This window comes from Sporosarcina sp. Y1009 (genome assembly GCF_057669865.1).
In genome coordinates this window covers 41,522-66,233 of the sequence record NZ_JBYHFO010000016.1, presented here as the reverse complement: position 1 = coordinate 66,233, position 24,712 = coordinate 41,522, and the positions used below count along the sequence as shown (strand labels likewise).

Sequence of the window (24,712 nt, the reverse complement as noted above, 5' to 3'; positions counted from 1 at the left end):
TCAAATGAATAAAAGTGTAAACTAGTAAAAAGGGGGAAATCGATTGCAAACAGTGATTCTTATTTGGATGGCCATTATGTCGATTTGGGCTTTTATAGCAATGGGCTATGATAAACGTCAAGCAAAGCGAAAAGGACAGCGAATACCTGAGAAAAACTTATGGTTTTTAGCGATTCTTGGGGGAGGAATCGGTTCCTATTTGGGTATGCAAGTATTCCGTCATAAAACAAGACATACATCATTTCGAATTGGTTTTTTAATGTTAGCTATTGTTTATGGTGTCGTGATACTATATTTATTCGGTGTAACATTACCCACGCAGTCTATTGCATAAAAAAACTGTCAGGAAATAGACAATTCTATTCCCGACAGTAAGTATATGGATTAATTTTGCAAGAGTTTTTCGATTGGATTTTTCCAACTAATTTTTGCTGTCGGATAATTCGACAATATTTCTGATTGAAGAAATTGAAAATCATCTTTAGTGAATCCTTGAAGTTTTGCTTCATCTTTCACCCAAACAAAAATGGAAACGACTTCAAAAGCGTTTTCAGTTGTACCTAAATACTTTTCGCCTTCAAACATGGCGCCTTTATACGTTATAAAGAAGTTTTTACGAACATTTTTTACATCATCATAGAAATAATAACGTTCCACCTCATATGCATCATCAAGTTTACGTTTCGGATCGAATAGATAACGAATTCCCCGATAAAATAAATAAATGATGAATGCAATGATCACAAAGCGGATCAAGAGTCCCATATAAGATCCCCCTTAAAAATAATATACTCTCTTATACGGATGAAATTACGGAAGGTTTCACTTTAATCGAAAATAATCGGAGGTTTATCATGGAACTTACAAAATTATTTAATATGCAACGTGAATTAGATATATTTATACAAAAAAATCGAGATGCTGAACAAGACTATTTTCAAGAAAAAGGGCTTGCGCTGCTCGTTGAACTCGCAGAATTAGCAAACGAGACGAGAAGCTTTAAATTTTGGAGTTCTAAAGGACCCTCTGAAATAGAGGTAATCCTAGAAGAGTATGTCGACTCCATCCATTTTTTATTGTCCATTGGAATTGACTTGAATTTAGAGGGAATCACAAATTGGCCAAATGGTGAAGTCGAGGGTGAGCTAACTGAATTGTTTTTGAAAACAACTGCATCCATTACACATTTTTTAAACAACCCAACGATGGAAACCTACAGCAATGTATGGATTCATTACGGTGCGATTGCGAAAAAACTTGGCTTTACACACGAAGCAATTATAGAAGCTTATGTCTTGAAAAACGATGAGAACTATACACGCCAAAAAGTAGGCTATTAATCTTAAGCGAATAAGGAAAGGATACCACATGCGGAAATTACTGTTTTTTATTATTTTTATTGGCGTTATAGGTTTTATCATCTATGACGGGAATACCACGGTTAAAACAACAAATTATACACTCAGTTCTAACAAATTACCCGCTAGTTTTGATGGGTATAAGATTGTTCAGTTGTCGGATTTGCACGACGCAATGTTCGGCGAAAATCATCTAGATCTTGTGAGTGAAGTCGTGAATGCTGCGCCAGATGCAATTTATATAACTGGGGATTTCATTGATAGAAATAGGTATGATTTAGAGCAGAGTTTACTACTGATTGATGCGATTAAAGATGTAGCACCTATATACTATGTAACTGGAAATCATGAAATTTCAATAAATGATGTTAATCGAATTAAAACTGAACTTCAAGAACGTGGTGTTCATGTACTTTCTGATGAGAATCAGGTTTTAACGTCCGCTGCGGGAGAGATGATTGCACTTGGTGGAATTGAAGATCCGCTGAGCAGTACTGAAGCTGAAAACACTGCAATTGAGAATTCAATAGTCAATGCATTTTCTGATGTTTCCGATGATATGTTTAAAATATTATTATCACATCGTCCTGAACACTTTGATATATATGTACAAAGTAATATTGATGTAACGTTCAGTGGACATGCGCACGGGGGGCAAATTCGCATTCCAGGATTCGGAGGTTTAGTTTCACCAGGACAAGGCGTGTTTCCCAAGTTGACTTCAGGAATTCATGAAAAAGAAGGAAGTCAACTAGTCATTAGTCGGGGAATCGGGAATAGTCTTTTTCCAGTTCGAATCTTTAACAAATCGGAAGTAGTTGTAGTAACATTGAGCAAAGATGCCTAAAGGGGTCTTGAACAATTTTTGTTTAGTTTTCAAATACATTAAAGGGGATGATGGAAATGAAAGCATTTGTTCATGCGTTCGGGGAATTGAGCATTAAAGAAGTAGAAGAGCCAGTTGCGGGTTTAGGGGAAGTGGTCGTTAAGCTTCGCACAGCTGGTTTAAATCGACGGGATTTATACATACCTAATCGGCGAGGAGACGAGGCAGATACGCTTGTATTAGGATCTGATGGCGCAGGAATTGTCGATGCGATAGGCGAAGGGGTAACGAGTGTTTCAATTGGCGATGAAGTGATTATTAACCCAGCACTAGGCTGGGAGATGAATAGTGATACTGCACCAAAAGGATTTGATATTTTAGGTATGCCAGATCACGGTACATTCGCTGAAAAGATTGTCATTTCATCTGAGCAAGTTGAATTAAAACCGAAACATCTAACTTGGGAAGAGGCTGGTGTACTTGCCTTGTCTGCGCTTACTGGATACCGTGCATTATTTACAAAAGGGAATTTAAAAGAAGGCGACACCGTTTTTATCCCAGGCGCTGGTAGCGGTGTGGCAACTTACTTAATCTCATTTGCTAAAAATATTGGGGCACGTGTTATTGTGACCTCTCGTAGTGAGAATAAGCGTCAACAATCACTCGCATTAGGTGCAGACATTGCACTTGATACAAATAGTGATTGGAACAAGGAATTAAAAGATGAAACGATAGACTTAGTCATCGACAGTGTTGGGCGAGCGACATTTAATCGTTCACTAGAAGTTTTGAAAAAAGGTGGGCGTATCGTCATTTTCGGCGCAACGACGGAGGATACTGTTGAGCTCGATTTAAGAAGCTTTTTCTATGGCCAATATCAACTACTCGGATCTACTATGGGGAGCAGGGAAGAGTTACGTGAAATGATTGCTCATATTGAAAAGTATGAAACACGACCAGTTGTGGATCAAACATTCACACTTGATAACGCGAATGAGGCATTTGATTATCTGGAGAAAGGTAAAAACTTTGGAAAAGTTGCTTTTAGAATTAGCGAATAACAAAGCCCTCCCGTATTTTTCACGGGAGGGTTTACTTTTACTATTATTCAATCGAGACTTTTTTGTTCTGCTCGCTAATTAGCTCATTACTTGTAGCAAGTGGAGAAAATCTTGCATTGAAGAATCTTAATGTCGGTGGCTCATAATCCATTTTTAGTCCACCAATCTCGTCGCGTTTTTCAAACAGGTCAATGATTGAATCGACGACAACGTCCATATGATTATTCGTGTAAACCCTTCTTGGAATTGTTAACCGTACGAGTTCAAGATCCGGTTTATTATTTTCACCCGTTTCGATATTGCGCCCAGCAGAAATGATACCTCTTTCCATACTACGTACGCCGGAATCTAGATAAAGGGCAGCTGCTAAAGCTTGTGCTGGAAAGTCTTCCTGTTTTAAGTGTGGAAGAAAAGTTTTGGCATCTAAAAATACCGCATGGCCACCAATTGGCAAGACAATCGGTACACCCGCTTCAATTAGTTGATTGCCTAGATGGCGCACTTGCCCGATTCGATGTTCAATATAATGATCATCAACAGCTTCACGAATCCCAATGGCCATCGCTTCCATATCACGTCCTGCCATTCCGCCGTAAGAAGGCATTCCTTCATATACGACCACAAGCTCACGTGAGCGAATATAAAGTTCCTCGTCATTCATGGCGAGAAAACCTCCGATATTCACTAAACAATCTTTTTTACCACTCATTGTACAACCATCGGAGTAGGATAACATTTCTTTTAAAATTTGTGCAATCGGCGTGTTAGCATAACCATCTTCACGTTCCTTTATAAAGAAAGCATTTTCAACACAGCGCGTCGCATCGAAGAAAACATCAATTTTATAAGACTGACAAAGCTCATAAACTTCTTTCATATTTTGCATACTCACGGGCTGTCCGCCTGCTAGATTGACAGTGACGGCTAAACAAACATAAGGAATTTTTTCAGCGCCAACCTCGTCAATTAATTTTTGAAGTTTCGTTAAGTCGATATTGCCTTTAAAAGGATGGTCGATTGTCGGATTATGCGCTTCGTCGATAATAATATCAACAAACTTGGCACCGTTCATTTCTTGATGCGCTCGAGTTGTCGTAAAATACATATTGCCTGGAACGTAGTCACCATCTTTAATTTTTAATTGAGAAAGGATATTTTCAGCACCGCGCCCTTGATGAGTTGGCAACACGAATTGATATCCGTAATATTCTTGAACAGCCTTTTCTAGCTTTTTCCAACTTTTACTGCCCGCGTAAGCTTCGTCCCCAGTCATCAGTGCTCCCCATTGTTCATCACTCATTGCCGTCGTTCCACTATCCGTTAACAAATCGATGTAAACATCTTCAGAATCAATTAGAAACGTATTATATCCAGCCCGTTTCAAAGATTCTTTGCGCTCTTCATAAGAGAGCATTGAAAGCGTTTCCACACTTTTGATTTTGTACGGTTCAGCAGTTCTTCTACCCAAGTTCCCCATCCCCTTTTTCAAATTATCAATCTCTTTAACTATATATTCTACATCCAATTAATTCAATTATCAGAGCCTTCTTTTTTTTGTCCGTGTAATTTCATGAAATAGCTGTCTATCCGTAGGGGGGAGCGATATAATAGAATAAAAGGGAAAGTGGGGATGTACATGACAAGAAAAGTTGAACCGCTATCTGATTTAGAAATTGCTACACATGCAGAGATGAAATCGATTTGGGATATTGCCTTTAAGGCCGGAATTCCAGAGGAGGCAGTAGAACCGTTTGGGCGATACAAAGCAAAAATAGATGTATCCAAGTTAAAGAAAGAAACAACAAACGGGAAAGTTATCCTTGTCACTGCAATTAGTCCAACCCCAGCAGGTGAAGGGAAGTCAACTGTAACTGTTGGTCTTGCAGATGCGTTTACTAAGCTTAACAAGAAAGTAATGATTGCATTACGTGAGCCTTCCCTAGGGCCAGTCATGGGGATGAAAGGCGGGGCAACGGGTGGAGGTTATGCTCAGGTGCTTCCAATGGAGGACATAAATCTACATTTTAATGGAGACATTCATGCCATTACAACTGCTAATAATGCATTAAGTGCATTGATCGATAATCATTTACATAGAGGAAACGAGTTGCAATTGGATCCGCGTAGAATTACGTGGAAACGCGTTCTCGATATGAATGATCGTGCATTGCGTCATGTAACGATTGGACTTGGTGGACCTGCACAAGGAATTCCGCGAGAAGACGGATTTGATATTACAGTTGCTTCAGAAATCATGGCTGTTTTTTGTTTGGCAAAAAGTTTAAACGATTTGAAAGAGCGAATTGGACGTATCGTCATTGGTTACACCTATAAAAAGGAAGCGGTTACAGTTACTGATTTGGGTGTAGAAGGTGCCTTAACATTACTGTTAAAAGAAGCGTTTAAACCAAACTTAGTTCAGACGATTGAAGGAACACCTGCATTAATACACGGGGGGCCATTTGCAAATATTGCGCATGGCTGTAACTCTTTAATCGCAACGAACACCGCAAGAAAACTTTCCGACTATGTGGTAACGGAAGCTGGATTTGGTTCGGATCTAGGTGCTGAGAAGTTTATGAATATTAAAGCAAGACAAGGCGGATTTTCACCAGATGCAGTTGTCGTTGTTGCAACTGTGCGTGCGCTTAAAATGCATGGTGGTGTACCGAAAACCGAATTATCTGGTGAAAATACTGAGGCAGTCATTCAAGGGATTCCGAATTTAGCCAAACATATTGAGACAATCCGTACGTTTGGTGTAGAGCCTGTCGTTGCGATCAACCGGTTCATAAAAGATTCAGCGGCTGAAATAAATGCCATTCTTAGCTGGTGTAAGGAGAAAGGTGTACGTGCTGCCATCGCAAATGTCTGGGAAGACGGCGGAGAAGGCGGCGTTGAACTAGCAAAAGAGGTACTCCAAGTTCTAAATGAATCAAACAACTTCGCTGCCTTATACGATGTTGAAGAATCGATTTATAATAAAGTTCGTAAAATTGTTCAACAAGTTTATGGTGGGGAAGATGTCATTTTTACTGACCAAGCCCAACGTAATTTAAAAGATATTGAACGAAACGGGTGGGATGTGTTGCCAATCTGCATGGCGAAAACACAGTACTCTTTTTCTGATGAGCCGAAACTATTAGGACGACCTGAAGGCTTTTCAATTACAATCCGTGAAATCATACCTAAACTCGGCGCTGGTTTCTTAGTCTGTTTAACAGGTGATATCATGACCATGCCCGGTTTACCAAAATCACCTGCAGCACTTAATATGGATGTTGATGAGAATGGAAATGCGGTTGGGTTAATGTAAAACAAAAAGTTTGAAATAGTAAAAAGCATGGAGAGAAAATAAACTATTTCTCTCCATCTTTTTTTCCGCGATCTAAACAAAAGAAGTGTTAAATATCTAGTTAGAAAATAAAAGCGAGGTGTTTTATTTAAAATGCACTTAATTTTATTCACAATAATATACTGTCTTATTACACACCTTTTGAATATTCCATACGGACCTGCTTTCGGAATTATTTTAATGTTTTTTGCCATTCTTAAAGGTTTTTTTAGTCACGAGTTAAGGAACATTTCAAATTTAGAAAGTACTAAGAGTTTATATGGAAAAATTGGATTTAAAGCTTCTTTACTAGAATTATTATCTTTAGTATTAATTTTTATAAATGCTATTTTAATTGATTACGAGCCATTTACTCTTTTTGAATACATTTTTTTATTTGCTATGTTTGCAATTTTATACCGTTTTTTATTTTGGGGTATATCACGAACAATTCTAGAAAGGGATAAAAATTTGTTTACGAGAAGTTGAATTACTGTGCAACTACTTTAATATTAAACAGTTCCTTAACAAAAGAGGCTGTCCAATAAGTACACAATATAAAAAGGTTAAGAAATATTCTTTCTTAACCTTTTTTCACTACTTTTGATTCTCCGTGAAATTACTAGAAAATGCGACACTCCCGCAGGAAAGCGAACAAAGTGCGAAAGAGAAGATCACTCTTTCCACCCTTTCGCGCTCGCCCATAGGAAAGGGAGCCGTTCTGGCGATTTTCGGTCTTTTAAAAAAGCCACTTTTTATTTCTCTCAGATAAATACTTTTTAGTTCAGTGGAAATTTAAAATCGAACTGAATATTTTTATGGTCTATATTGTTATAATGCTTTATCATCAACCGAATCTAACCAAGACTCAATCGTACCAATGACTGATTCAACACATCCATCTTCAAAAGGCGAGATTAGATTTGCTTCTGCAACAAGCTCTGTAAATGGTTTGGAACCACCAAGTTTACATAGATGTAAGTAGTCAGCCCATGCATTTTCTTGATCTTCTAATGAACGCTTCCAAAACTGGAATGCGCAAATTTGTGCAAGTGTATAATCAATATAATAGAACGGAGATTGGTAAATATGGCCTTGGCGTTGCCAAACACCACCCGATTCCAAATAATGATTTCCATCATAATCGCGTGAAGGCAAATAAGTCGCCTCGATTTTTTTCCATGCAGCTTTACGTTCAGCAGGTGTCATTTCAGGATTCTCATAAACAACATGTTGAAACTCATCAACTGATACGCCATATGGCAGAAATAGCAGTCCGCTACTTAAATGTGCGAACTTATATTTTTCAGTCTGTTCCTTGAAAAACAACTCCATCCAAGGCCAAGTGAAAAACTCCATACTCATTGAGTGGATTTCCGCGCCTTCAGAAGTAGGCCACATGTATTCAGGAATTCCGATATTGCGACTACAATATACTTGGAATGCATGTCCGGCTTCATGTGTTAATACATCGATGTCACCAGATGTACCGTTGAAGTTTGAAAAGATAAAAGGCGAGTCGTAATTATCGATAAAAGTACAGTAACCACCAGCTTCTTTACCTGTTTTCGCTTCTAGGTCCATTAAATTCTTATCCGTCATGTATTGGAAAAATTCATCCGTTTCAGGTGATAATTCTGCATACATCTTTTTACCATTTTCAATAATCCAGTCAGGGCTACCCTGAGGCGTTGCATTTCCAGTTAAGAAATTAAGTGATTGATCATAAAACTTCAATTTATCAACTTCAATTCGATCGGCTTGGCGTTCATATAAACGATTTGCTAAAGGAACAATATGATCGCGAACTTGATCACGGAATTTCTTTACCATTTCAGCATTATAATCAATTCGGTCCATACGTAAATAGCCGAGTTCCACAAAGTTTTTATATCCTAATTTCGTAGCGATTTCATGACGCAACTTGACAAGTTTGTCGAAAATTTCATCGAACTGATCGCCGTTATCTTCATAAAATTTATAATTTGCTTCCATCGCTGCTTTCCGTACAGCACGATCAGTTGACTCAGCGTATGGTCCAAGTTGTGCCAGTGTAAGTGTTTTACCGTCAAACTCGATTTGAGCCGAAGCAACGAGTTTTGAGTAATCAGATGTTAATTTGTTTTCCTGTTGTAAAAGCGGTAAAACTTCGGGTGAAAAAGATTTAATCGCATTCTCCGCAAGTGCAAATAATTGTGATCCCCATTTTTCTTCAAGCTGTTCTCTAAATGGAGTACTTACAAGTTCTTTGTAGTATGCAGTTTGTAGTTCTTGATATTCAGGTTCAATTTCATCAAAATAATCCCGTTCTGTTTGGTAAAACTCATCATTCGTGTTAATCGAAGCACGAATATAGACGAGATTGGCTTGAGTAGAAAATTCATTTCCAATGGCATTGATTTTTTCAATCACTTCGTTTTGTTGCTCAAAAGAGTTTGCATTTCGGAATTCTTCAAGAAGAATTGCAAAGTCATTTTTAATGTCGTTCATGTCAGGTCTAGCATATTGAAAGTCTTCAAATTTCAACAAATAAACTACCTCCTAGTGATAAGTAAAGTAAAGTAAAATACTATACTATTACTATTCTTCATTATATTCATAAAAAAAGCAAAGGAAATTTTCCGATTTTTGAAAGTTGTTTAGTAGGCTATATAATGTAAGCGTATAAATAAGGGGTAAAGCTAGAAAGAGGAGGTTATATAAAGGCAGTATACGGGGAGTTTCATATCGATGTTTAGGAAGGCCAAAGCAGGTGTGTTGTAGACTTTATCATGGTAAAGGTCCATATACGGACTTGAGGATACCGAAAGCGGAAATCTTTCAGGCTTTCGGCACGTCTTCCATTTTTTAAGAAAATCAATAATAAATGGGCTAAAAAAGTTTCTGAGCTATTATCCAAATGAATATAACTACAATCAACTGAATAAATGAAATTATAATATCTTTTTTCCAAGTATTTTCCTGAGTAACTTTTGGGTATCGATGTACTAGTCTTAAAAACAGCAGAAAAATTAACCACCAAAATAGTAACCCAAAAAAAATTGCACTAAGGTTTAAGAAAATTTAAACCATCCCCCGAAAAAAAATAATGGCTACAATTACTATTGTTAATGAAAGTTAAGAAAAATGCAAAGGTTATTTCTATATTTAGAATTAATTTACTAGCAATTTGGATTGTCTTTAAAAAGTGTCAATGTAGTATGTAAGAGAAGTGATTCGTGTTAGAATAGATAGTTGAATGTGAGGATGATTTTTAAATGGAAATAAATGAATTTATTGTTGAACAACTTGTTGATCCAACAGGCGTATTACCGGGTGATCGCTATGAATTCCGATTATATATAACGCTTGAAGAGGACGACGAATTATATACAGAAGCTGGTATTGGCATTCGCGCAATTTTTGTAGTGAATGATGAAGGTGAACGTGTTGTCGTTGCTCACTTTTTCGAACGAGAAACGGATGCTTTCATTGATTTTGAATTAGATGAGGACGAGCTTGTTGAAGTCGAGCAATTTTGCAAGCTGAATTATCAAGAGTAAAGCGTTATACGCTATAGAAAATGGAAACAAAATATGTGTCTTTATCGTTCTATTAGTAGATAATGTATATATGAGACAAATTAAGTATACGTATTTCGTCTTACTATTCTAATTGGAGTGTTAATTTATGAAAAGTGAAATTGTTGATATTACAATCATCGGAGGCGGACCAACAGGTCTCTTCGCTTCGTTTTATGCAGGGATGCGAGAGATGTCTGTGAAAATCATCGATAGCTTACCACAGCTTGGTGGGCAGTTAATCGAACTCTATCCTGATAAGTATATATATGATGTTGGTGGATTCCCAAAAATTCTTGCTAAAGATTTTGTTGCAAATTTAGTGACGCAAGCACATTATTCCAAACCTGAGATTTTGCTGGGTGAAACTGCACTTGCAGTTGAACGTGATGGAGATCATTTTATACTGAAAACAGATAAAGGTGTTCATTTAACACGTACGATTGTGTTAACAGCTGGAATTGGCGCATTTCGTCCAAGAAAAATTGGTTTAAAAGAAGAAGTAGAATTTGAAGAAAAGACCTTACATTATGGGATAAAAGATCTTTCTATTTTTAAAGATAAAAAAGTCGTTGTTTGTGGCGGCGGAGACTCAGCAGTTGACTGGGCATTGATGCTAGAAGATATTGCTTCAAATGTAACGCTCGTCCACCGTAGAGAACGTTTTACAGCGCATGAGACAAGCGTCAATCAATTGCTGGCATCGAAAGTAGAAGTGAAGACGTCGCTCAATGTGAAATCGATAGAGGGCAAGGACGGTAATGTTGAAGAACTAATCCTTGCAGCTAAAGATGGCAATGAAGAGCGTCTTGCCGTAGATCACTTAATCGTAAACTACGGGAATATTTCCTCATTGGGACCTTTGAAAGAGTGGGGCGTTGACATGGAGCGCAACTCGATTGTTGTTAATAGTCGCATGGAAACAAATGTTGAAGGAATTTATGCTGCTGGAGACGTTACGACTTACGACGGTAAAGTTAAACTCATTGCCGTAGGACTTGGTGAAGCACCGATCGCAGTCAACCATGCGAAAGCCCATATAGACCCTAAAGCAAGATTACAACCACTGCATAGTACGAGTGTTTTTAATTAATTAAAAGAGGCAACTAACAGAGCTCATTGTGATTAGCTCTGTTAGTTGCCTTTCCTTTTCTCATAAAAGAAAAGTGATAATCGAAATTAATAAAATTGGAACAAACAAGATAAAATAGCCTGTAGGATTGCCGAAGTTGATCGACCAACCAACGCCAAATCGTTTTTCTACGAAGATAGAAGGGTCATTTTTATTGACATAGAAAATACCGAGTTTCCAGTATTGGTCATCATCGTAGTTTGTAATACCTTCCACATCATCCTCATCAATGACCTCTACCTCAAGTCTTGAGCCACTTTGACCTACTTTGAAGGCATAAATTCCAGTCATGATAAAGATAAGAATTAGAAATCCGATCGGGAGCGCGAATAGAACTGTTGGTTTTCCAATCTCTTCATGTATGATGGCCAACTGTAGAAATGCTAATAAGATCGTTACGAAACTAGTCGTCGCAAATAACAACCAACTCGTATATTTTCTGAATGATAATTGCTGAGCACGAGACTTTTTTCTGTTCGTTGCACTGATTTTAATGCCGGATTTCTTTGTCATTTCGTTAATCCCTAGCATCATGCCTTGCATAATTAGGAGAATTAAAGGAAGCGCTATAGCTGATAGAATTGTTTTCTCACTAAAAGCATCCGGTTGGCCATCAATTCCCCAATGTGTAGGAATTAAGCTCGGTAAATTATCATATTGGATGGCTGTATATGCGAGTAAGCCTATCGTAATAACTATCGGCACAATATAAAGATACCAAGGGAGCATTTCATCTGCTGATCGAATGGCAAGATCTGTAATGCGAACTTGCTTCAAATTCATTCCCCATTGCTGTTCTTGTTTTAATCGGGATGTTTTGGCGTGAAAAATAAAATAGAGAATCATAGAGAAAAAAAGTAGTGCCATCTGTGAGGCAACAGCGAATAATACAATGCTTTCTTCATTTGGCGTTGATATAGCTTGCCAAATTAAAAAACCGATAAGGGCAATTGCTCCAAAACCTACGACGAGGTTAGTATAAATTCGCTTAAAAGATAATAGTGTTGAATTCTTTGTATTTGTATCCGGAATAGTAACGCCAAAAACGATTGTTGGTTTCAGTAAGTAGGGGATAGCAGCTTGAATGGCAATGATGAAAATTAAGAGCCCAATCATTAGAAATGTTGTCATTGTTTCTCCTCCTTAATATTCCAGATGAGTTTTTTCGACATAGTAACTATCTGGCTTTCTGATAATCCAATTGCCATCGCTTCGGCAATGACGGGTCTCATTAAGGTTTCAACTCGTAATTGGGAAACGTCATTTGAGGATAGGTCGTTAACGACTGCACCGGATTTTGGAATGATACGAATAATACCTTTGTTATCTAGTTCACGGTATGCTTTATTCACAGTATGCATATTGATGCCTAGGTCGCTGGCAAGTGAACGAACAGAAGGTAAGGAATCACCGGGTTGTAAAGATTGATTGGCGACACCTTCGATTAAGGCGTTCGCTAATTGTGTGTAAATTGGAATATCGGAATCCATTACAAGTTTAATGAACATGCGAATCTCTCCTTTTTGTTCTATATTAAGTATAACAAGTTTGCTCTATAATGTCTATAACAAAAGTCCCCATCAACAATAAAATATTGTTGATGGGGACCCTATCATTCTTCATTCAATTCAGAAACGGTCACAAAACTATAACCTTCACTTGTCAGATAGGCGAGCACTGCGTCGAGACCATCGGCAGTGGATTGATGAATATCATGCATAAGAATAATACTACCATCTTTTGTACGCTTTTTAACATTTGCAAGTAATTGGTTGGCATTTCGATGCTTCCAATCAAGTGTATCTACGTCCCACAAAATCACAGGCAAACCAGTTTGTTGTCGAACTAATTTATTGATGGATCCATAAGGTGGACGGAACACACCTGCTTTTTCTCCTGTTACTTCCTCAATAATGATAGAGGTTCTAATAAGCTCACTATTTATCTTTTTAACGCTAGCTTTTGTTAAATCAGGATGTGTCCATGTATGATTTCCAATTTCATGGCCTGCAATCGAGACATCTTTCGCAATCTCAGGATAATATTCAACACGGCTTCCAAGCATGAAAAACGTAGCTTTTGCATCGTACTTTTTTAAGGTAGCTAAAATTTTTGTTGTCACTTTGGGATCTGGCCCATCATCAAAGGTAAGTGCCACTTTTTTCACATGAGGTTCTTTATCATTATCTAGACTTTCATCGTTCTCATCTGCCTTGTCATGGTCTGAATTTGGAACTGATTTTTCCTCATTTATATCTGGATATTCCGGGTAGGCTTTATCTTTATCTGCTGATTCTGGCTGCTGATGAATATCACTTGTTTCATTGTCAAGTTGGAATTGCTTAGACAGAAGATTGTTGAGTTGATTTAACGGGACGGAGACGATTGGAATACCAGCTGTATTAGGTACAATTTCGTATTCATTGAAATAGAAAATGATGGCATCATTTGTAAGTGCAAAGTTTTCATAATTATCCCAGTTCGGCTCTGTATGTAAATTTGCTTCATCTAAAAGTAGTTTATCCTTATATGATTCATCAGTGAATAAAATCTCGCGTACAATTTTTGATACCTCAAATAGTCGGTTTGTATCACTGTTGAAGAGGTCTTCTACAGTAATTTCGTGACCTGTTTTTGGATGATAGCGAAACGTCATGATATCTGTATAACCATTGTCGCCACCTAAATAAGTCGAGTTAAGTAGGACAAAAGAGTAAAGATCTGTATGATGCGTAAAAGTTTCAAAAGATATATTTAATTCTCCGGACTGTTCACCGCCATTGGCTTTGTAGTTTGTGATTTCTGCTAAATAATGATTTTCAGTATTTGTAATATAGTTTTTTACTTTCTTGTTAAAGGAATTATGAAGACTTTGTGGAAATTGAAGTGCGTAAGGTGCTTTAGGATCATTTGATATTTTTGTAATGATCTTGATTCCTGGGTAATTTGAATCTATTATATCGGATATGATTGGAAATTTATCGTCATCCAAAGAATGATTAGAAGGGGAAGACGTAACTCTTTTGTTCGGAATGAAAATCATAGTGATTGCGACTAATATAAATGAAAATATAATGGTTGAAAATAGTATTTCAACCCAGGGAGTACGTCGTTTTCTATGTGTTTTTCTCAATTTGATTAACTCCTTTCTAGCATCTAATCTAGTAGACGTATTCAAGCACAGTTTGGTGACAAGATAGTCTGTTTTTCTACTGAGTTTTACATTTTAATATATATTTTAAGTATATAGGATTGGGCAAAGTAAGACTAGTAGTAAAAAAGACTTACATAAAAAAATAGCAGAAAAAATGAAGTCAGTAAGCATTAACAAAAATCTTATTGCAAAACGGTTTTTGCAAAACGGTTTTTATGATATACTAACTACATCTTTGCTTTGAAAAAACAAATGGTACAAATAAAACAAGGTGGTTGGAAGTAATGGAAAAGGGTCGTTATCGGGTTCTTTTATTTTATAAATATGTTCATATCGAGGATCCAGAAACTTTAGTTGCAGAGCATTTAAAAGCATGTAAGGATATTGGATTAAAAGGCCGGATTTTCATCGGAACTGAAGGTATAAATGGAACATGTTCAGGAACAATCGAACAAACTGATACTTATATTGCAATGATGCAAAAAGATGAAAGATTTAAGGACATCGTCTATAAAGTGGATGATGCAGCAAGTCATGTATTTAAAAAAATGCATATTCGAGTACGTGAGCAAATTGTCAACTTAAGCTTGGACAAAGACATCGATCCAAACGAATTGACAGGGAACTACTTAAGCCCAGAAGAATTTCTAAGACAAATGCAAGAAGAAAATACTGTAGTGATTGATGCGAGAAATGATTACGAATACGACATCGGCCATTTCCGCGGTGCAATTCGTCCAGATATTCGTACGTTTCGTGATTTACCTCAGTGGATTAAGGAAAACAAAGATATATTAGAAGGTAAAAAAGTTCTTACCTATTGTACAGGTGGAATTCGTTGCGAAAAATTCTCTGGTTGGCTTGTACGTGAAGGGTTTGAAGATGTTGGACAACTAGATGGCGGGATTGTTTCTTACGGGAAAGATCCAGTTGCAAAAGGTCAGCTTTGGGATGGACAATGTTATGTATTCGATGAGCGTTTGGCAGTTCCGATAAATCAAGTTGAGCACGTTATTGTAGGACGTGACCATTTTGACGGCGAACCATGTGAACGCTATGTCAACTGTGCAAATCCGGTTTGTAACGCTCAAATCTTGTGCTCAGAAGAAAATGAGCATTTTTATATGCGTAGCTGTACGGATGAATGTCGTGTTCACCCTCGCAACCGTTATTTCACCGAACACGAGATGACAGTGGCAGAGTTTGATGAACGAATGGCTGCTATTGAAAAGTTTCGAAATGAATCATATGTAGGATAATAAAAGCTCGGACAGTATAAATAACTGTTCGAGCTTTTTCATTTCTCTGGTGAATTTGTCACGGTCGCTAGAAATAGACTAGATGATTGTCACAACTCAAATGTCAATTCCTTCCAAATGCATTAATATAGACATAACATGTAGAAATCTCATTGGAGGTATTCCATGAACTATTTAAGAAGGTTTGCATTAATCATTTTGAGTGTCTCAGTATTATTGATGGGGTGTTCCAATTTGAATACGAGAAAAGATCATTCGGATTATGAGTTAATTGACGGGAAGAACGGAGCCAAAGAAGTTAAACCAACGGAAAGAGGAAATGAAGCTTTAGAAAATCCAAATCTATCAAAAGAAGAGTGGAAATTGCATAGTGAAAATCTTTCGTACGATCCAGAAAAACTCATTATAGCAATTGAATTATTCATGGTAGAAAAAGAGTTTGAACCAGATGCGAACTTACTGGAAAAATAGCTAGCGATATCGAGAAAATGGATGGCTTACCACGTGCCAAGTATGTAATTTACATCCATGATAACTATGTTGATAAAACATCAGGAAGTGGAAATAAAGAAAACTCAATAGATAGAGGAAATCCGGACTTAATTATCAAGGAATAATCATTAAGTCCGGTTTTCTAAGGATTAATTATTCGCCAAACCTTTATAAGTAATTAAATACGTAAGCAGACCGACAATTGGAATAGAGGCTGTCGTAAACATTGGGTACCAAATATGGTCTATGAAATAATTTGGAATAAAAAAGTAGGATGCAATCATGAAAAATGAGTAGGTGAGGATCACAACAAATGCTAAACTAACTGCCTTATGCGTATTTTCAACAGCACGTTCATCTGAAACGTCAAATTCAGGGGTTAAATAAGCACTTAATACAGCGTTTTTATTTTTTCTAACTTGAAGGAATTGCATGATCTCATTGACAATCAATAGAACAACGACACTGACAAATACATATACTGGCCATTTAATCATTCCAACGTAAACCTCGTTAATAACTCCCCGCTCCATTTGAATAAGTAATTGTTCAACACTCAAATATTCAAAAACCATAAAGGCAAGTGATACAAAAAGCATTATCCTTAAAAAAACCGCGATATAGATCTTCAATTTTCATCCCCCTTTGAAAAAATCTCCTCGATTGGCATTTCAAATTCTTCGGCAATATTCATCGCTAGGAGTAGGGAAGGCGTATAGCTCCCTTTTTCCAAGGACACGATTGTTTGCCTAGTTACACCGACCCTTTTGGCCAACTCGTCTTGGGTGAAATTAAAACGCGCTCGAAGCTCTTTTACTCGATTTGTTAGCAAAATAGGTCCTCCTAACTCATTTCTTATTTTAATTGTACAGTCAACCAGTCATTTTGTAAAGTTGATTATACATTTCGTTTAATTAACTTTACTATTTTAATTGAAATGCATGGTAAATCAGCAACCTTTATAAAACCGTCACTTTCTATACGAAATATGGAGATATAAGATGGTATACTATAGACATTCAACTTTAAATGGAGGAACAAATTTTATGCAATGGAGAAATTTATATCGTGGTTTCTTTATCGGAATTAGCGATCTTATACCAGGAGTAAGCGGGGGAACAATCGCATTCATCCTTGGGATTTATGATGAATTGTTAGCGTCGATTAGCGGGTTTTTTAGTCGTGATTGGAAAAAACATATAGGGTTTTTAGCGCCTCTCGCGATTGGAATAGTGACAGCGTTACTTTTATTAAGTAGAGTAATCGAGTATTTACTTAAAAACTATCATGCACAGACTCAATTTTTCTTTTTAGGGTTAGTAATAGGTGTGTTGCCGTTTATTGCAAGACAGGCAAATGTAAAAAAGAACTTTAAAATAGGACATTTTCTAGTGGTTTTAATCGTTGGTGCAGCACTTGCATCATTGGCATTTGTAAGTCCACAAGATAATACGGCAATAACAACATTAACAGCCACCAACATAATTGGATTATTTTTAGCAGGATGGGCTGGAAGTATGGCGATGTTGTTACCCGGAATAAGTGGCTCTTTTGTTTTATTATTACTAGGCGTCTATTCAACAGCCATCGGAGCATTATCAAATTTAAATTTACCAATTATTGCAGTGATTGGCGCAGGTGTCATCGTTGGATTTATAGTGAGCAGTAAAATAATTAGTTATTTACTTACTCATTTTACATATATCACTTTTGCAGTCATTATTGGATTGATTATTGGCTCGGTATTTGTAATGTATCCGGGATTCCCGAAGGATGGAAGCTTTCTAGTGATGAGTATTCTTACATTTTTCATTGGTTTACTCGTAGCAAGCCTATTTAGTTCACCCGGAAAAGCAACAATTATTAACGATTAACAAATAAAAAAGAACTGTATTTCATTTCAAAAAGTAGACCAATCTGGTATTCTTATAGCTAGAAGGACAACGAGAAAGGATGATTTATATGTCAGGACCGGCGTTGCGACAACTTCAAGCACACAGAGCAATTCACGAAGGTGGATTATCAGGAGCAGTTACGAAGACTAGAGACATGATGGATTATCTACGACAAGGTGAGCTTGAAACTGCTAACCTAGCAGCTGATGATTTACTAGATTATTGGAAAACACGTGTGATTAGCCATGCCGATGCAGAAGAAAGTGGCTTTTATAAGGAAATTGCTGAAGAGAACCCCCAACTCCAAGAAGCGATAACTATGTTAACTCGTGATCATGATCTACTTCGAATTATTGTGAAAGATATCGAAGAACTCCGTGTAGGTGAGGGGTTAAGCCCAAAAGTTTTACATAAATTTCATGCTTTAAAAGTTGTCAACGAAATTCACAGCCGTGATGAAGAGCGTTTGTTGTTTAGAGAATAAAGGTATGGGTTCGATTTGATGGACGAGTACTAAAAAAGAAAACGCCTACGACTAGGCGTTTTTTATTTGATAGGGGGAATAAGTTTGCTGACTGAAGCAACAGCTGTTTTAAGGGATTACTTTGGATATGACTCATTCCGAACAGGCCAAGAAAATGTTATTGGAAATGTTCTACAACGTAAGGATTCATTATGTGTCATGCCAACCGGTGGAGGAAAGTCGGTATGTTACCAAGTTCCAGCACTTGTGATGGAAGGCACTGTCATTGTAATTTCACCGCTTATTTCTTTAATGAAAGATCAAGTTGATGCGCTCCATGAAGCTGGTATTTCAGCAGCATATATAAATAGTACGATGACAAATGAAGAATACCAGATGACAATGGACGCGACAATTCGAGGCGAATATAATCTTTTATACATCGCACCAGAACGACTTGATTCACCGTCATTTACAAATCGTTTACAACTGATGAATGTTCCAATGGTGGCAATCGATGAAGCGCATTGTATTTCGCAGTGGGGCCATGACTTTAGACCAAGTTATCGAAATATCCGGCATATGATTTCATTGTTTCATGATAAACCAGTCGTTCTGGCGTTAACTGCTACAGCAACACCGGCAGTTCGTGAAGATATTTGTCAACAACTCGGGATTACTGAAGATAATACAGTGATGACTGGCTTTGAAAGAGAAAACTTAACTTTTTCTGTTGTGAAAGGACAGAACCGAGAGAAGTTTGTCGTCGATTATGTGGAAAAGAATAAGGAAGAAGCCGGAATTATTTATGCAGCTACTCGAAAAGCGGTTGACCAAGTCTATGAGACCTTGAAGAAAAAAGGCGTGCTAGTCGCTAAATATCATGCTGGATTATCAGACACAGAGCGAAGCATCGGACAAGAAAAGTTTTTAAATGATGAAATTTCAGTAATGGTTGCTACAAACGCATTTGGAATGGGGATCGACAAATCAAATATTCGTTATGTCATCCATTATCAAATGCCAAGGACAATGGAAAGCTATTACCAAGAAGCAGGTCGTGCTGGTCGTGATGGTCTTGACAGTGATTGTACATTATTATTTTCATCTCAAGATGTTCAAACACAACGATTTTTAATAGACCTTTCACAAGACGAAACACGCATCCCGATGGAACTTGAAAAATTACAGTCAATGATCGACTATTGCCATACAGAAACTTGTCTTCAAAAGTTTATCATAACGTATTTTGGTGAATTGGAAACAAAAGATTGTGGACACTGTGCCAACTGTACGGATACACGCGAAAGTTCGGATGTCACAACCGATGTTCAAAAAGTATTGTCATGTGTCATTAGAATGGGGCAACGTTTTGGGAAAACAATGATTGCACAAGTATTAACGGGATCTCGAAACAAGAAAATGAAAGATTTCGGTTTCGAAAAATTAACAACTTATGGCATTATGAAAAATCAGAGTGCCAAAGAAGTCTCAGATTTCATTGAATTTATTATTTCGGAAAACTATTTAGGCGTTGAAAACGGCCAATTCCCAATTATTTATGTCAGTGAACAGGGCAAGGACGTTTTAACCGGGAAAGTGCAAGTGTTCCGAAAGGTCTCGGTTGTTACCAAACAAATTACAAAAGACAATCCATTATTCGAGCAACTACGAGCACTTCGAATGGAACTAGCACAAGAGGCTGGGGTTCCACCGTTTGTTGTGTTCTCAGATAAAACATTGCAAGATATGATTAGTAAAATGCCTGTTACAGAGGAAGAATTCCTTGAAGTGAATGGTGTAGGACTGGCAAAAATGGAGCGTTATGGAGAACCGTTTTTGAAAGAGATTCGTTCGTTTCAACAAGAGCAAGTTGAAACGCCATGAAGGATTCACGGGAACATAAATTGATGTAGAAAACTGAATGATTATTACTTTACCGAGTACTTGAATGTTTTTTGTTCATGTACTCGGTATTTTTCTTCAATACCATTGATTTCCAAAACCTTTTTATTAAGTTATAGATACAAAAATGAAACCCAATCCTTTCCTAAGCACGTCTTATATTTGATAAACAAAATAATTCATTAAACAAGAGAGGGTGAGAACGCGCGGTGTTGCTAAAAATAACTGGAAAGAAAACTTTACAAGAATCCAAAGCGGAACAGTGGTTAGAAGAATTAATGGAAACATTCGGAGACCGTTTAACCAAATTAGCATTTAGTTATTTGAAAGACTGGGGGAGGGCACAGGAAGTTGTTCAAGATGTTTTTTTAACATGCTATAAGAAACGGAATCATATGCTTGAATTAAAATCAGTGGAGTCATGGATTTACCGCGTAACAGTTAATCGCTGTAAAGATGTTTTAAGGACTTCTTGGATAAAGAAAGTCATCATCAATAGTGACATATTTCATTTTCGCAGATCTAATGAGTTGTTGCCAGAAATGATAGTTCTTAATAAAACCGAAAATGAAAAGCTAGCCGAAAATGTACTTAAACTCCCTGTTAAATACAAAGAGGTTATTTTATTGTTTTATTACGAGGACTTATCTGTCCAAGAAATCAGTTATGTATTAAGCACAAATCAAAATACAATTAAAACACGGTTAAAAAGAGGAAGGGATATATTAGAAAAAAATCTTGAAGGAAGTGATTATTTTGAATGAAAATATGAATATTAAAAAGTCATTTGAAACTACAGTATTTAAAGAAACAAAGTTCACTAAAGAAAATAAGCAAGCTGTGTTTGCGAAGATTACTCAAAAACGTAGAGAAATTTATATACTGCCAATGTTAATCAGCTGTTTGTTTGTGGCCATAATGGGATCGATAGGAGTTTATTATGGTAAAGAATTATTCACTGACGGAAACACGCTCGTTTCAATGGGGCGAAATCAGCCAATTGACACGCAACCGTTAGAAGAGAATGGAAACAAACTTTTTGAACTCACCGAGTTAGAAGAGCAGGTTTATAATAATTTCAAAATAAATTTCGACCCGAAAGAGTTAGTTAGTTTAGAGCCAATTAGTATTGCTAAATTATATATTTACGCTGGTTATTCTCAAGATTATGGGCTGCAGTATGCACTTTACACGGATAGAGAGGGGCATATTCAATGGAGTGCCGAAGAAGATAAAAATATACCTATTGCTCATCGTGGCAACCAGGAACAAATAATTGAAATGTATAAAAACATCGATAAAGGCACTTTTATACAAACTAGTGAATATGGAGGCTATATCGAATTCACTCCAACCGACAATGATGATGTAACGTCTGGTTTTTCTATGATAAAGAATGATAATGGAATCTGGCAGGTAGCTTTTATGCCTATCCAATAAACCTTTCAACCTGAACGTTTTTTAGCGCCAGTTTCCGGAATAATTCGTAATCTTAAGAGAACCTGGCACCTAAATTAATTGGGTCACTTAATTTATTTGGATCGACTGGTCAGATAAGCAAATACTCATGCGGTCTTTATGAAAATGGGGAAATTACGAATCTTTGGAAACGCTCGAACATCGACTAGGGATCCAATATTTGATTCATGTAGCATTTGTAAAAAATTCTTCCTTTGTATGCGTTGAATGACCAATTGTATAAATGTCCATAAAAAAACCTCCCTCTTTCAGTAATTCCTGAAAAGAGGGAGGGCCAAACATTATACACGAGCAGTTGCTGTATCCATAACTTCTTTTTTCTCTGTTCTTCTGCATATGGCAACAAGTGCATAGACAATTGGCGTATCCAATATGGCAACAATGAACTTGAAAATATATTGACTGAAAATCATTCCGATGAGTACACCTAAAGGCAATGTACCATAAAAAGCAATAGAGATAAAAATAGCTGTATCGACAAGTTGACTAGCCATCGTGGAAAGGTTATTTCTAATCCACAATTTCTTTTTGCCATGTCTTTTTTTAAGTTTGTCAAAAATCGTTACATCCAAGTTTTGACTGACAAGATAAGCAATAAGACTTGCGACTGTGACACGGAAACCTGCTGTAAAGATTACTTCGAATGATTGTTGGTTTTCATAGTACGGCGCAGCAGGCAGTTTTATAGCAATCCAGATGAATCCAATCGCTAAAATTTGTGCCAAAAATCCTGTTAACACGGTTCGCCGAGCAGCTTCTTTTCCATATGCTTCTGTAATAACATCAAGAATCGGATAGGTGAAGACATAAATAATGACGGCAGCAGGTAACACCACCCAATCACCGATACTGAATAGTTTAACTGCTAATACATTGGAAAGAATTAATAATCCAACAAAAAGACCGTTTAAATAATATAACATTGTTTTAGTCCTCCATTATCGATTATCAATTTTTTCCGGATTCATATCATGGTTCATCATTCGGTGCTCAGCCATATGCTCGTATTTCGTTCCAGCTTTCCCGTAATTGCAGTATGGATCAATAGAAAGACCACCACGCGGCGTGAACTTACCCCAAACTTCGATGTACCTTGGATCAATCAGATCGATTAGATCATTCATAATGATATTGACGCAGTCTTCATGAAAATCGCCATGATTTCTAAAACTGAACAAATATAGTTTAAGTGCTTTACTCTCAACGAGTTTTTTATCGGGTATAAAACTTATGTACATTGTCGCAAAATCTGGTTGACCCGTTTGAGGACATAAGGACGTAAATTCTGGACAGTTAAACTTCACGAAATAATCACGTTTTGTGTGTAAGTTTTCAATCGCTTCTAGAACGCCGGGGTTATAGGTGTCTTTGTACACCGTATTTTGATTTCCCAATAATGTTAAATCAGTTAATGTAGATTCATCTCTTCCAGCCAATTAAAAAAACCTCCCATTATTATTGTCGAGGGAGGTCCATAAATGTAAGAAAATGAAATCGAACAGAAATCATTTTTCATCATCCATAGTTTTTTATAGAGGGTCGCTATGAACCTCTCTCGAACAGTTATATATCTTACCTTCTAAAACATTAGCGGATAGAAGGTGCATTGTCAAATGAATCTTTTTTGGTATTTCCAATTAGAGAAATAAGAGCAACCACGATTAAAATAATACCCGTCAACATGAAAGAACTCGAGAACTCTAAATCTAAGAATCCGATAACACTTGATCCTGCGACGGTTCCAATTGAGAAGAATCCATAAAAGTAACCGTAAGCTTTTCCACGAAATTCAGGTGAGGACGCGTCAATCAGCAAAGAATTAATAGATGGGAATAGAAATGCAAAACCTATACCATATAAGACCATGGCAATATATAAAAAGTTTAACACTTCAATTTGACTTAAGAGTAGCATGCTCAAGCCCATCATTGACATCCCGAATGCTAGTGTGATAATTGGACGGATGTGGTCAAATATCCGGTTAATCGGAAGTAAAAAGATGAGCACAGCAGTTATACCAAAGATACTGAGTAACATCCCACTTGACTTCGCATCAAAACCGAGTGAAACAACTTTTAGTGGTAACACTAGTGCTAAAACCCCTTGCGAGAACATCAAGAAGAAAGCACCAGCAAACGAGCGAATCATCTTAGGCGATTGGAATAGATTTCTAACACGCGCTTCGTTTTTGGAAGCATTCTTCTTCGGAACAAATTTGAATGTGCGAAGTACAAAGAAAGCAATAATCGCAATAATGAACATCAAGACCCCATTAATGGCCATAACGAATGCAGGGCTAGTTTTTGCTGCGACAATGCCGCCGTATGCTGGACCGATGATGGCTGCTAAACCAACAAATGCACCGGAAATGGCTACGTTTTTCCCGCGCTTAGAACCTTCTGTCCGATTCGCTAAAAAGGTAAAAGCTGCTGGAACGATTAAACCTTCCATAAACCCATGGACGAACCGAACAGCAAGTAGACTGATAGGATCGGTAATTGCATAATATAATAGAAGTGAGATCGATGCCGCGAATAATCCAAACACTAATATTAGAAAGGGCCCACGTTTGTCTGTCATAAAACCAGAAATGATATTACCAAACATATTTGAAAACGAATAAATCCCAACAACCAATCCAATGACAAACGGCGTCGCATTTAATGAATCAGCATAAGGACTCATTATTGGTAGTTGAGAAAACAAATCGAAAAAAGAGATGAATATGATTAAATAGACAAAATTTCGCATTTGAATGCCTCATTTCAGATTAATAAACAATACTTTTACTTTA

The 24,712-nt window shown here is 37.0% G+C and carries 24 protein-coding genes, 1 pseudogene and 1 riboswitch; of the genes and pseudogenes, 14 read left to right on the top strand and 11 right to left on the bottom strand.

The features are described from left to right. Positions 1–52 precede the first annotated feature (52 nt). Entirely contained in the window at positions 53–334 is a 282-nt protein-coding gene (locus tag AC25Y1_RS16115) for a DUF1294 domain-containing protein (protein ID WP_488149036.1), read from the top strand. Positions 335–384: 50 nt separating this feature from the next. Here the strand turns inward: AC25Y1_RS16115 and AC25Y1_RS16110 are convergent, their stop codons facing one another. After that, complete coding sequence (locus AC25Y1_RS16110; RefSeq protein ID WP_488149021.1) at positions 385–765, bottom strand: sigma-w pathway protein ysdB; 381 nt, start codon at positions 763–765, stop codon at positions 385–387. An 89-nt stretch (positions 766–854) separates the two neighbouring features. Between AC25Y1_RS16110 and AC25Y1_RS16105 the strand changes: the two genes are divergently transcribed. Genes AC25Y1_RS16105 through AC25Y1_RS16095 form a run of 3 tightly spaced genes read left to right on the top strand, consistent with a single transcriptional unit; the run spans position 855 to position 3,245 of the window. Further along, positions 855–1,340, top strand: a complete 486-nt coding sequence (locus AC25Y1_RS16105; protein WP_488149020.1) for a dUTP diphosphatase — start codon at positions 855–857, stop codon at positions 1,338–1,340. 28 nt (positions 1,341–1,368) lie between these two features. Continuing rightward, the gene (locus AC25Y1_RS16100; RefSeq protein WP_488149019.1) at positions 1,369–2,205 is read left to right on the top strand and encodes a metallophosphoesterase; all 837 of its coding nucleotides are present in this window, start codon (positions 1,369–1,371) and stop codon (positions 2,203–2,205) included. A gap of 56 nt (positions 2,206–2,261) precedes the next feature. Continuing rightward, positions 2,262–3,245 (top strand): zinc-binding dehydrogenase, encoded by a 984-nt coding sequence (locus AC25Y1_RS16095; protein WP_488149018.1) that lies wholly within the window; start codon positions 2,262–2,264, stop codon positions 3,243–3,245. A 43-nt stretch (positions 3,246–3,288) separates the two neighbouring features. Here AC25Y1_RS16095 and AC25Y1_RS16090 read toward each other — a convergent pair whose 3' ends face one another. After that, the gene (locus tag AC25Y1_RS16090) at positions 3,289–4,770 is read right to left on the bottom strand and encodes a tyrosine phenol-lyase (protein ID WP_488149017.1); all 1,482 of its coding nucleotides are present in this window, start codon (positions 4,768–4,770) and stop codon (positions 3,289–3,291) included. A gap of 111 nt (positions 4,771–4,881) precedes the next feature. On the opposite strand from AC25Y1_RS16090, the gene AC25Y1_RS16085 reads away from it, so the two are divergent. After that, positions 4,882–6,561 (top strand): formate--tetrahydrofolate ligase, encoded by a 1,680-nt coding sequence (locus AC25Y1_RS16085; RefSeq protein WP_488149016.1) that lies wholly within the window; start codon positions 4,882–4,884, stop codon positions 6,559–6,561. A gap of 849 nt (positions 6,562–7,410) precedes the next feature. Here AC25Y1_RS16085 and AC25Y1_RS16080 read toward each other — a convergent pair. After that, positions 7,411–9,108: a M3 family oligoendopeptidase gene (locus AC25Y1_RS16080; protein WP_488149015.1), complete on the bottom strand. Its 1,698-nt coding sequence runs from the start codon at positions 9,106–9,108 to the stop codon at positions 7,411–7,413. A 728-nt stretch (positions 9,109–9,836) separates the two neighbouring features. Between AC25Y1_RS16080 and AC25Y1_RS16075 the strand changes: the two genes are divergently transcribed. After that, positions 9,837–10,121, top strand: coding sequence for a DUF6509 family protein (locus AC25Y1_RS16075; protein ID WP_488149014.1), 285 nt, complete (start codon positions 9,837–9,839; stop codon positions 10,119–10,121). A 127-nt stretch (positions 10,122–10,248) separates the two neighbouring features. Beyond that, a complete protein-coding gene (locus AC25Y1_RS16070; RefSeq protein ID WP_488149013.1) occupies positions 10,249–11,232 on the top strand; it encodes an NAD(P)/FAD-dependent oxidoreductase in 984 nt (327 codons plus the stop codon). Positions 11,233–11,292: 60 nt separating this feature from the next. Here the strand turns inward: AC25Y1_RS16070 and AC25Y1_RS16065 are convergent, their stop codons facing one another. The 3 genes from AC25Y1_RS16065 to AC25Y1_RS16055 all read right to left on the bottom strand — a co-directional run bounded on the left by AC25Y1_RS16065 (position 11,293) and on the right by AC25Y1_RS16055 (position 14,404). Then, positions 11,293–12,402, bottom strand: a complete 1,110-nt coding sequence (locus AC25Y1_RS16065) for a DUF1648 domain-containing protein (protein ID WP_488149012.1) — start codon at positions 12,400–12,402, stop codon at positions 11,293–11,295. Then, positions 12,399–12,779 (bottom strand): GntR family transcriptional regulator, encoded by a 381-nt coding sequence (locus AC25Y1_RS16060; RefSeq protein WP_488149011.1) that lies wholly within the window; start codon positions 12,777–12,779, stop codon positions 12,399–12,401. The genes AC25Y1_RS16065 and AC25Y1_RS16060 overlap by 4 nt, the downstream gene beginning before the upstream one ends. 104 nt (positions 12,780–12,883) lie before the next feature. Further along, complete coding sequence (locus tag AC25Y1_RS16055) at positions 12,884–14,404, bottom strand: polysaccharide deacetylase family protein (RefSeq protein ID WP_488149010.1); 1,521 nt, start codon at positions 14,402–14,404, stop codon at positions 12,884–12,886. A 305-nt stretch (positions 14,405–14,709) separates the two neighbouring features. Between AC25Y1_RS16055 and trhO the strand changes: the two genes are divergently transcribed. Both trhO and AC25Y1_RS16045 read left to right on the top strand, forming a co-directional pair. Beyond that, positions 14,710–15,684 carry an oxygen-dependent tRNA uridine(34) hydroxylase TrhO gene (gene trhO / locus AC25Y1_RS16050; protein ID WP_488149009.1) on the top strand — a complete coding sequence of 325 codons (975 nt, stop codon included), beginning with the start codon at positions 14,710–14,712 and terminating at the stop codon, positions 15,682–15,684. A 165-nt stretch (positions 15,685–15,849) separates the two neighbouring features. After that, positions 15,850–16,301, top strand: a pseudogene (locus AC25Y1_RS16045) (DUF1672 family protein). Positions 16,302–16,325: 24 nt separating this feature from the next. Here AC25Y1_RS16045 and AC25Y1_RS16040 read toward each other — a convergent pair. Both AC25Y1_RS16040 and AC25Y1_RS16035 read right to left on the bottom strand, forming a co-directional pair. After that, a complete protein-coding gene (locus AC25Y1_RS16040) occupies positions 16,326–16,808 on the bottom strand; it encodes a hypothetical protein (protein WP_488149008.1) in 483 nt (160 codons plus the stop codon). Next, complete coding sequence (locus AC25Y1_RS16035) at positions 16,805–17,011, bottom strand: helix-turn-helix transcriptional regulator (RefSeq protein WP_488149035.1); 207 nt, start codon at positions 17,009–17,011, stop codon at positions 16,805–16,807. Before AC25Y1_RS16035 ends, AC25Y1_RS16040 begins: the two co-directional genes overlap by 4 nt. A gap of 211 nt (positions 17,012–17,222) precedes the next feature. Here AC25Y1_RS16035 and AC25Y1_RS16030 point away from each other — a divergent pair, with 211 nt between their 5' ends. The 5 genes from AC25Y1_RS16030 to AC25Y1_RS16010 all read left to right on the top strand — a co-directional run bounded on the left by AC25Y1_RS16030 (position 17,223) and on the right by AC25Y1_RS16010 (position 21,879). Next, a complete protein-coding gene (locus AC25Y1_RS16030; protein WP_488149007.1) occupies positions 17,223–18,050 on the top strand; it encodes a DUF368 domain-containing protein in 828 nt (275 codons plus the stop codon). A gap of 88 nt (positions 18,051–18,138) precedes the next feature. After that, positions 18,139–18,555, top strand: coding sequence for a hemerythrin domain-containing protein (locus AC25Y1_RS16025; RefSeq protein WP_488149006.1), 417 nt, complete (start codon positions 18,139–18,141; stop codon positions 18,553–18,555). An 84-nt stretch (positions 18,556–18,639) separates the two neighbouring features. Continuing rightward, the gene (recQ, locus tag AC25Y1_RS16020; RefSeq protein ID WP_488149005.1) at positions 18,640–20,421 is read left to right on the top strand and encodes a DNA helicase RecQ; all 1,782 of its coding nucleotides are present in this window, start codon (positions 18,640–18,642) and stop codon (positions 20,419–20,421) included. Between the two features lie 227 nt (positions 20,422–20,648). Further along, positions 20,649–21,203, top strand: a complete 555-nt coding sequence (locus AC25Y1_RS16015; protein WP_488149004.1) for a sigma-70 family RNA polymerase sigma factor — start codon at positions 20,649–20,651, stop codon at positions 21,201–21,203. Then, on the top strand, positions 21,178–21,879 hold the full coding sequence (locus AC25Y1_RS16010) for a hypothetical protein (protein ID WP_488149003.1): 702 nt from the start codon (positions 21,178–21,180) through the stop codon (positions 21,877–21,879). Before AC25Y1_RS16015 ends, AC25Y1_RS16010 begins: the two co-directional genes overlap by 26 nt. Before the next feature lie 320 nt (positions 21,880–22,199). Here the strand turns inward: AC25Y1_RS16010 and AC25Y1_RS16005 are convergent, their stop codons facing one another. The 3 genes from AC25Y1_RS16005 to AC25Y1_RS15995 form a co-directional block, all read right to left on the bottom strand. Further along, positions 22,200–22,841 (bottom strand): queuosine precursor transporter, encoded by a 642-nt coding sequence (locus AC25Y1_RS16005; RefSeq protein ID WP_488149002.1) that lies wholly within the window; start codon positions 22,839–22,841, stop codon positions 22,200–22,202. A 15-nt stretch (positions 22,842–22,856) separates the two neighbouring features. Further along, positions 22,857–23,354, bottom strand: a complete 498-nt coding sequence (gene queF, locus AC25Y1_RS16000) for a preQ(1) synthase (RefSeq protein ID WP_488149001.1) — start codon at positions 23,352–23,354, stop codon at positions 22,857–22,859. 79 nt (positions 23,355–23,433) lie between these two features. Next, a riboswitch (PreQ1 riboswitch) is annotated at positions 23,434–23,477 on the bottom strand. A 28-nt stretch (positions 23,478–23,505) separates the two neighbouring features. Continuing rightward, positions 23,506–24,669 (bottom strand): MFS transporter, encoded by a 1,164-nt coding sequence (locus AC25Y1_RS15995; RefSeq protein ID WP_488149000.1) that lies wholly within the window; start codon positions 24,667–24,669, stop codon positions 23,506–23,508. Between the last annotated feature and the right edge of the window lie 43 nt (positions 24,670–24,712).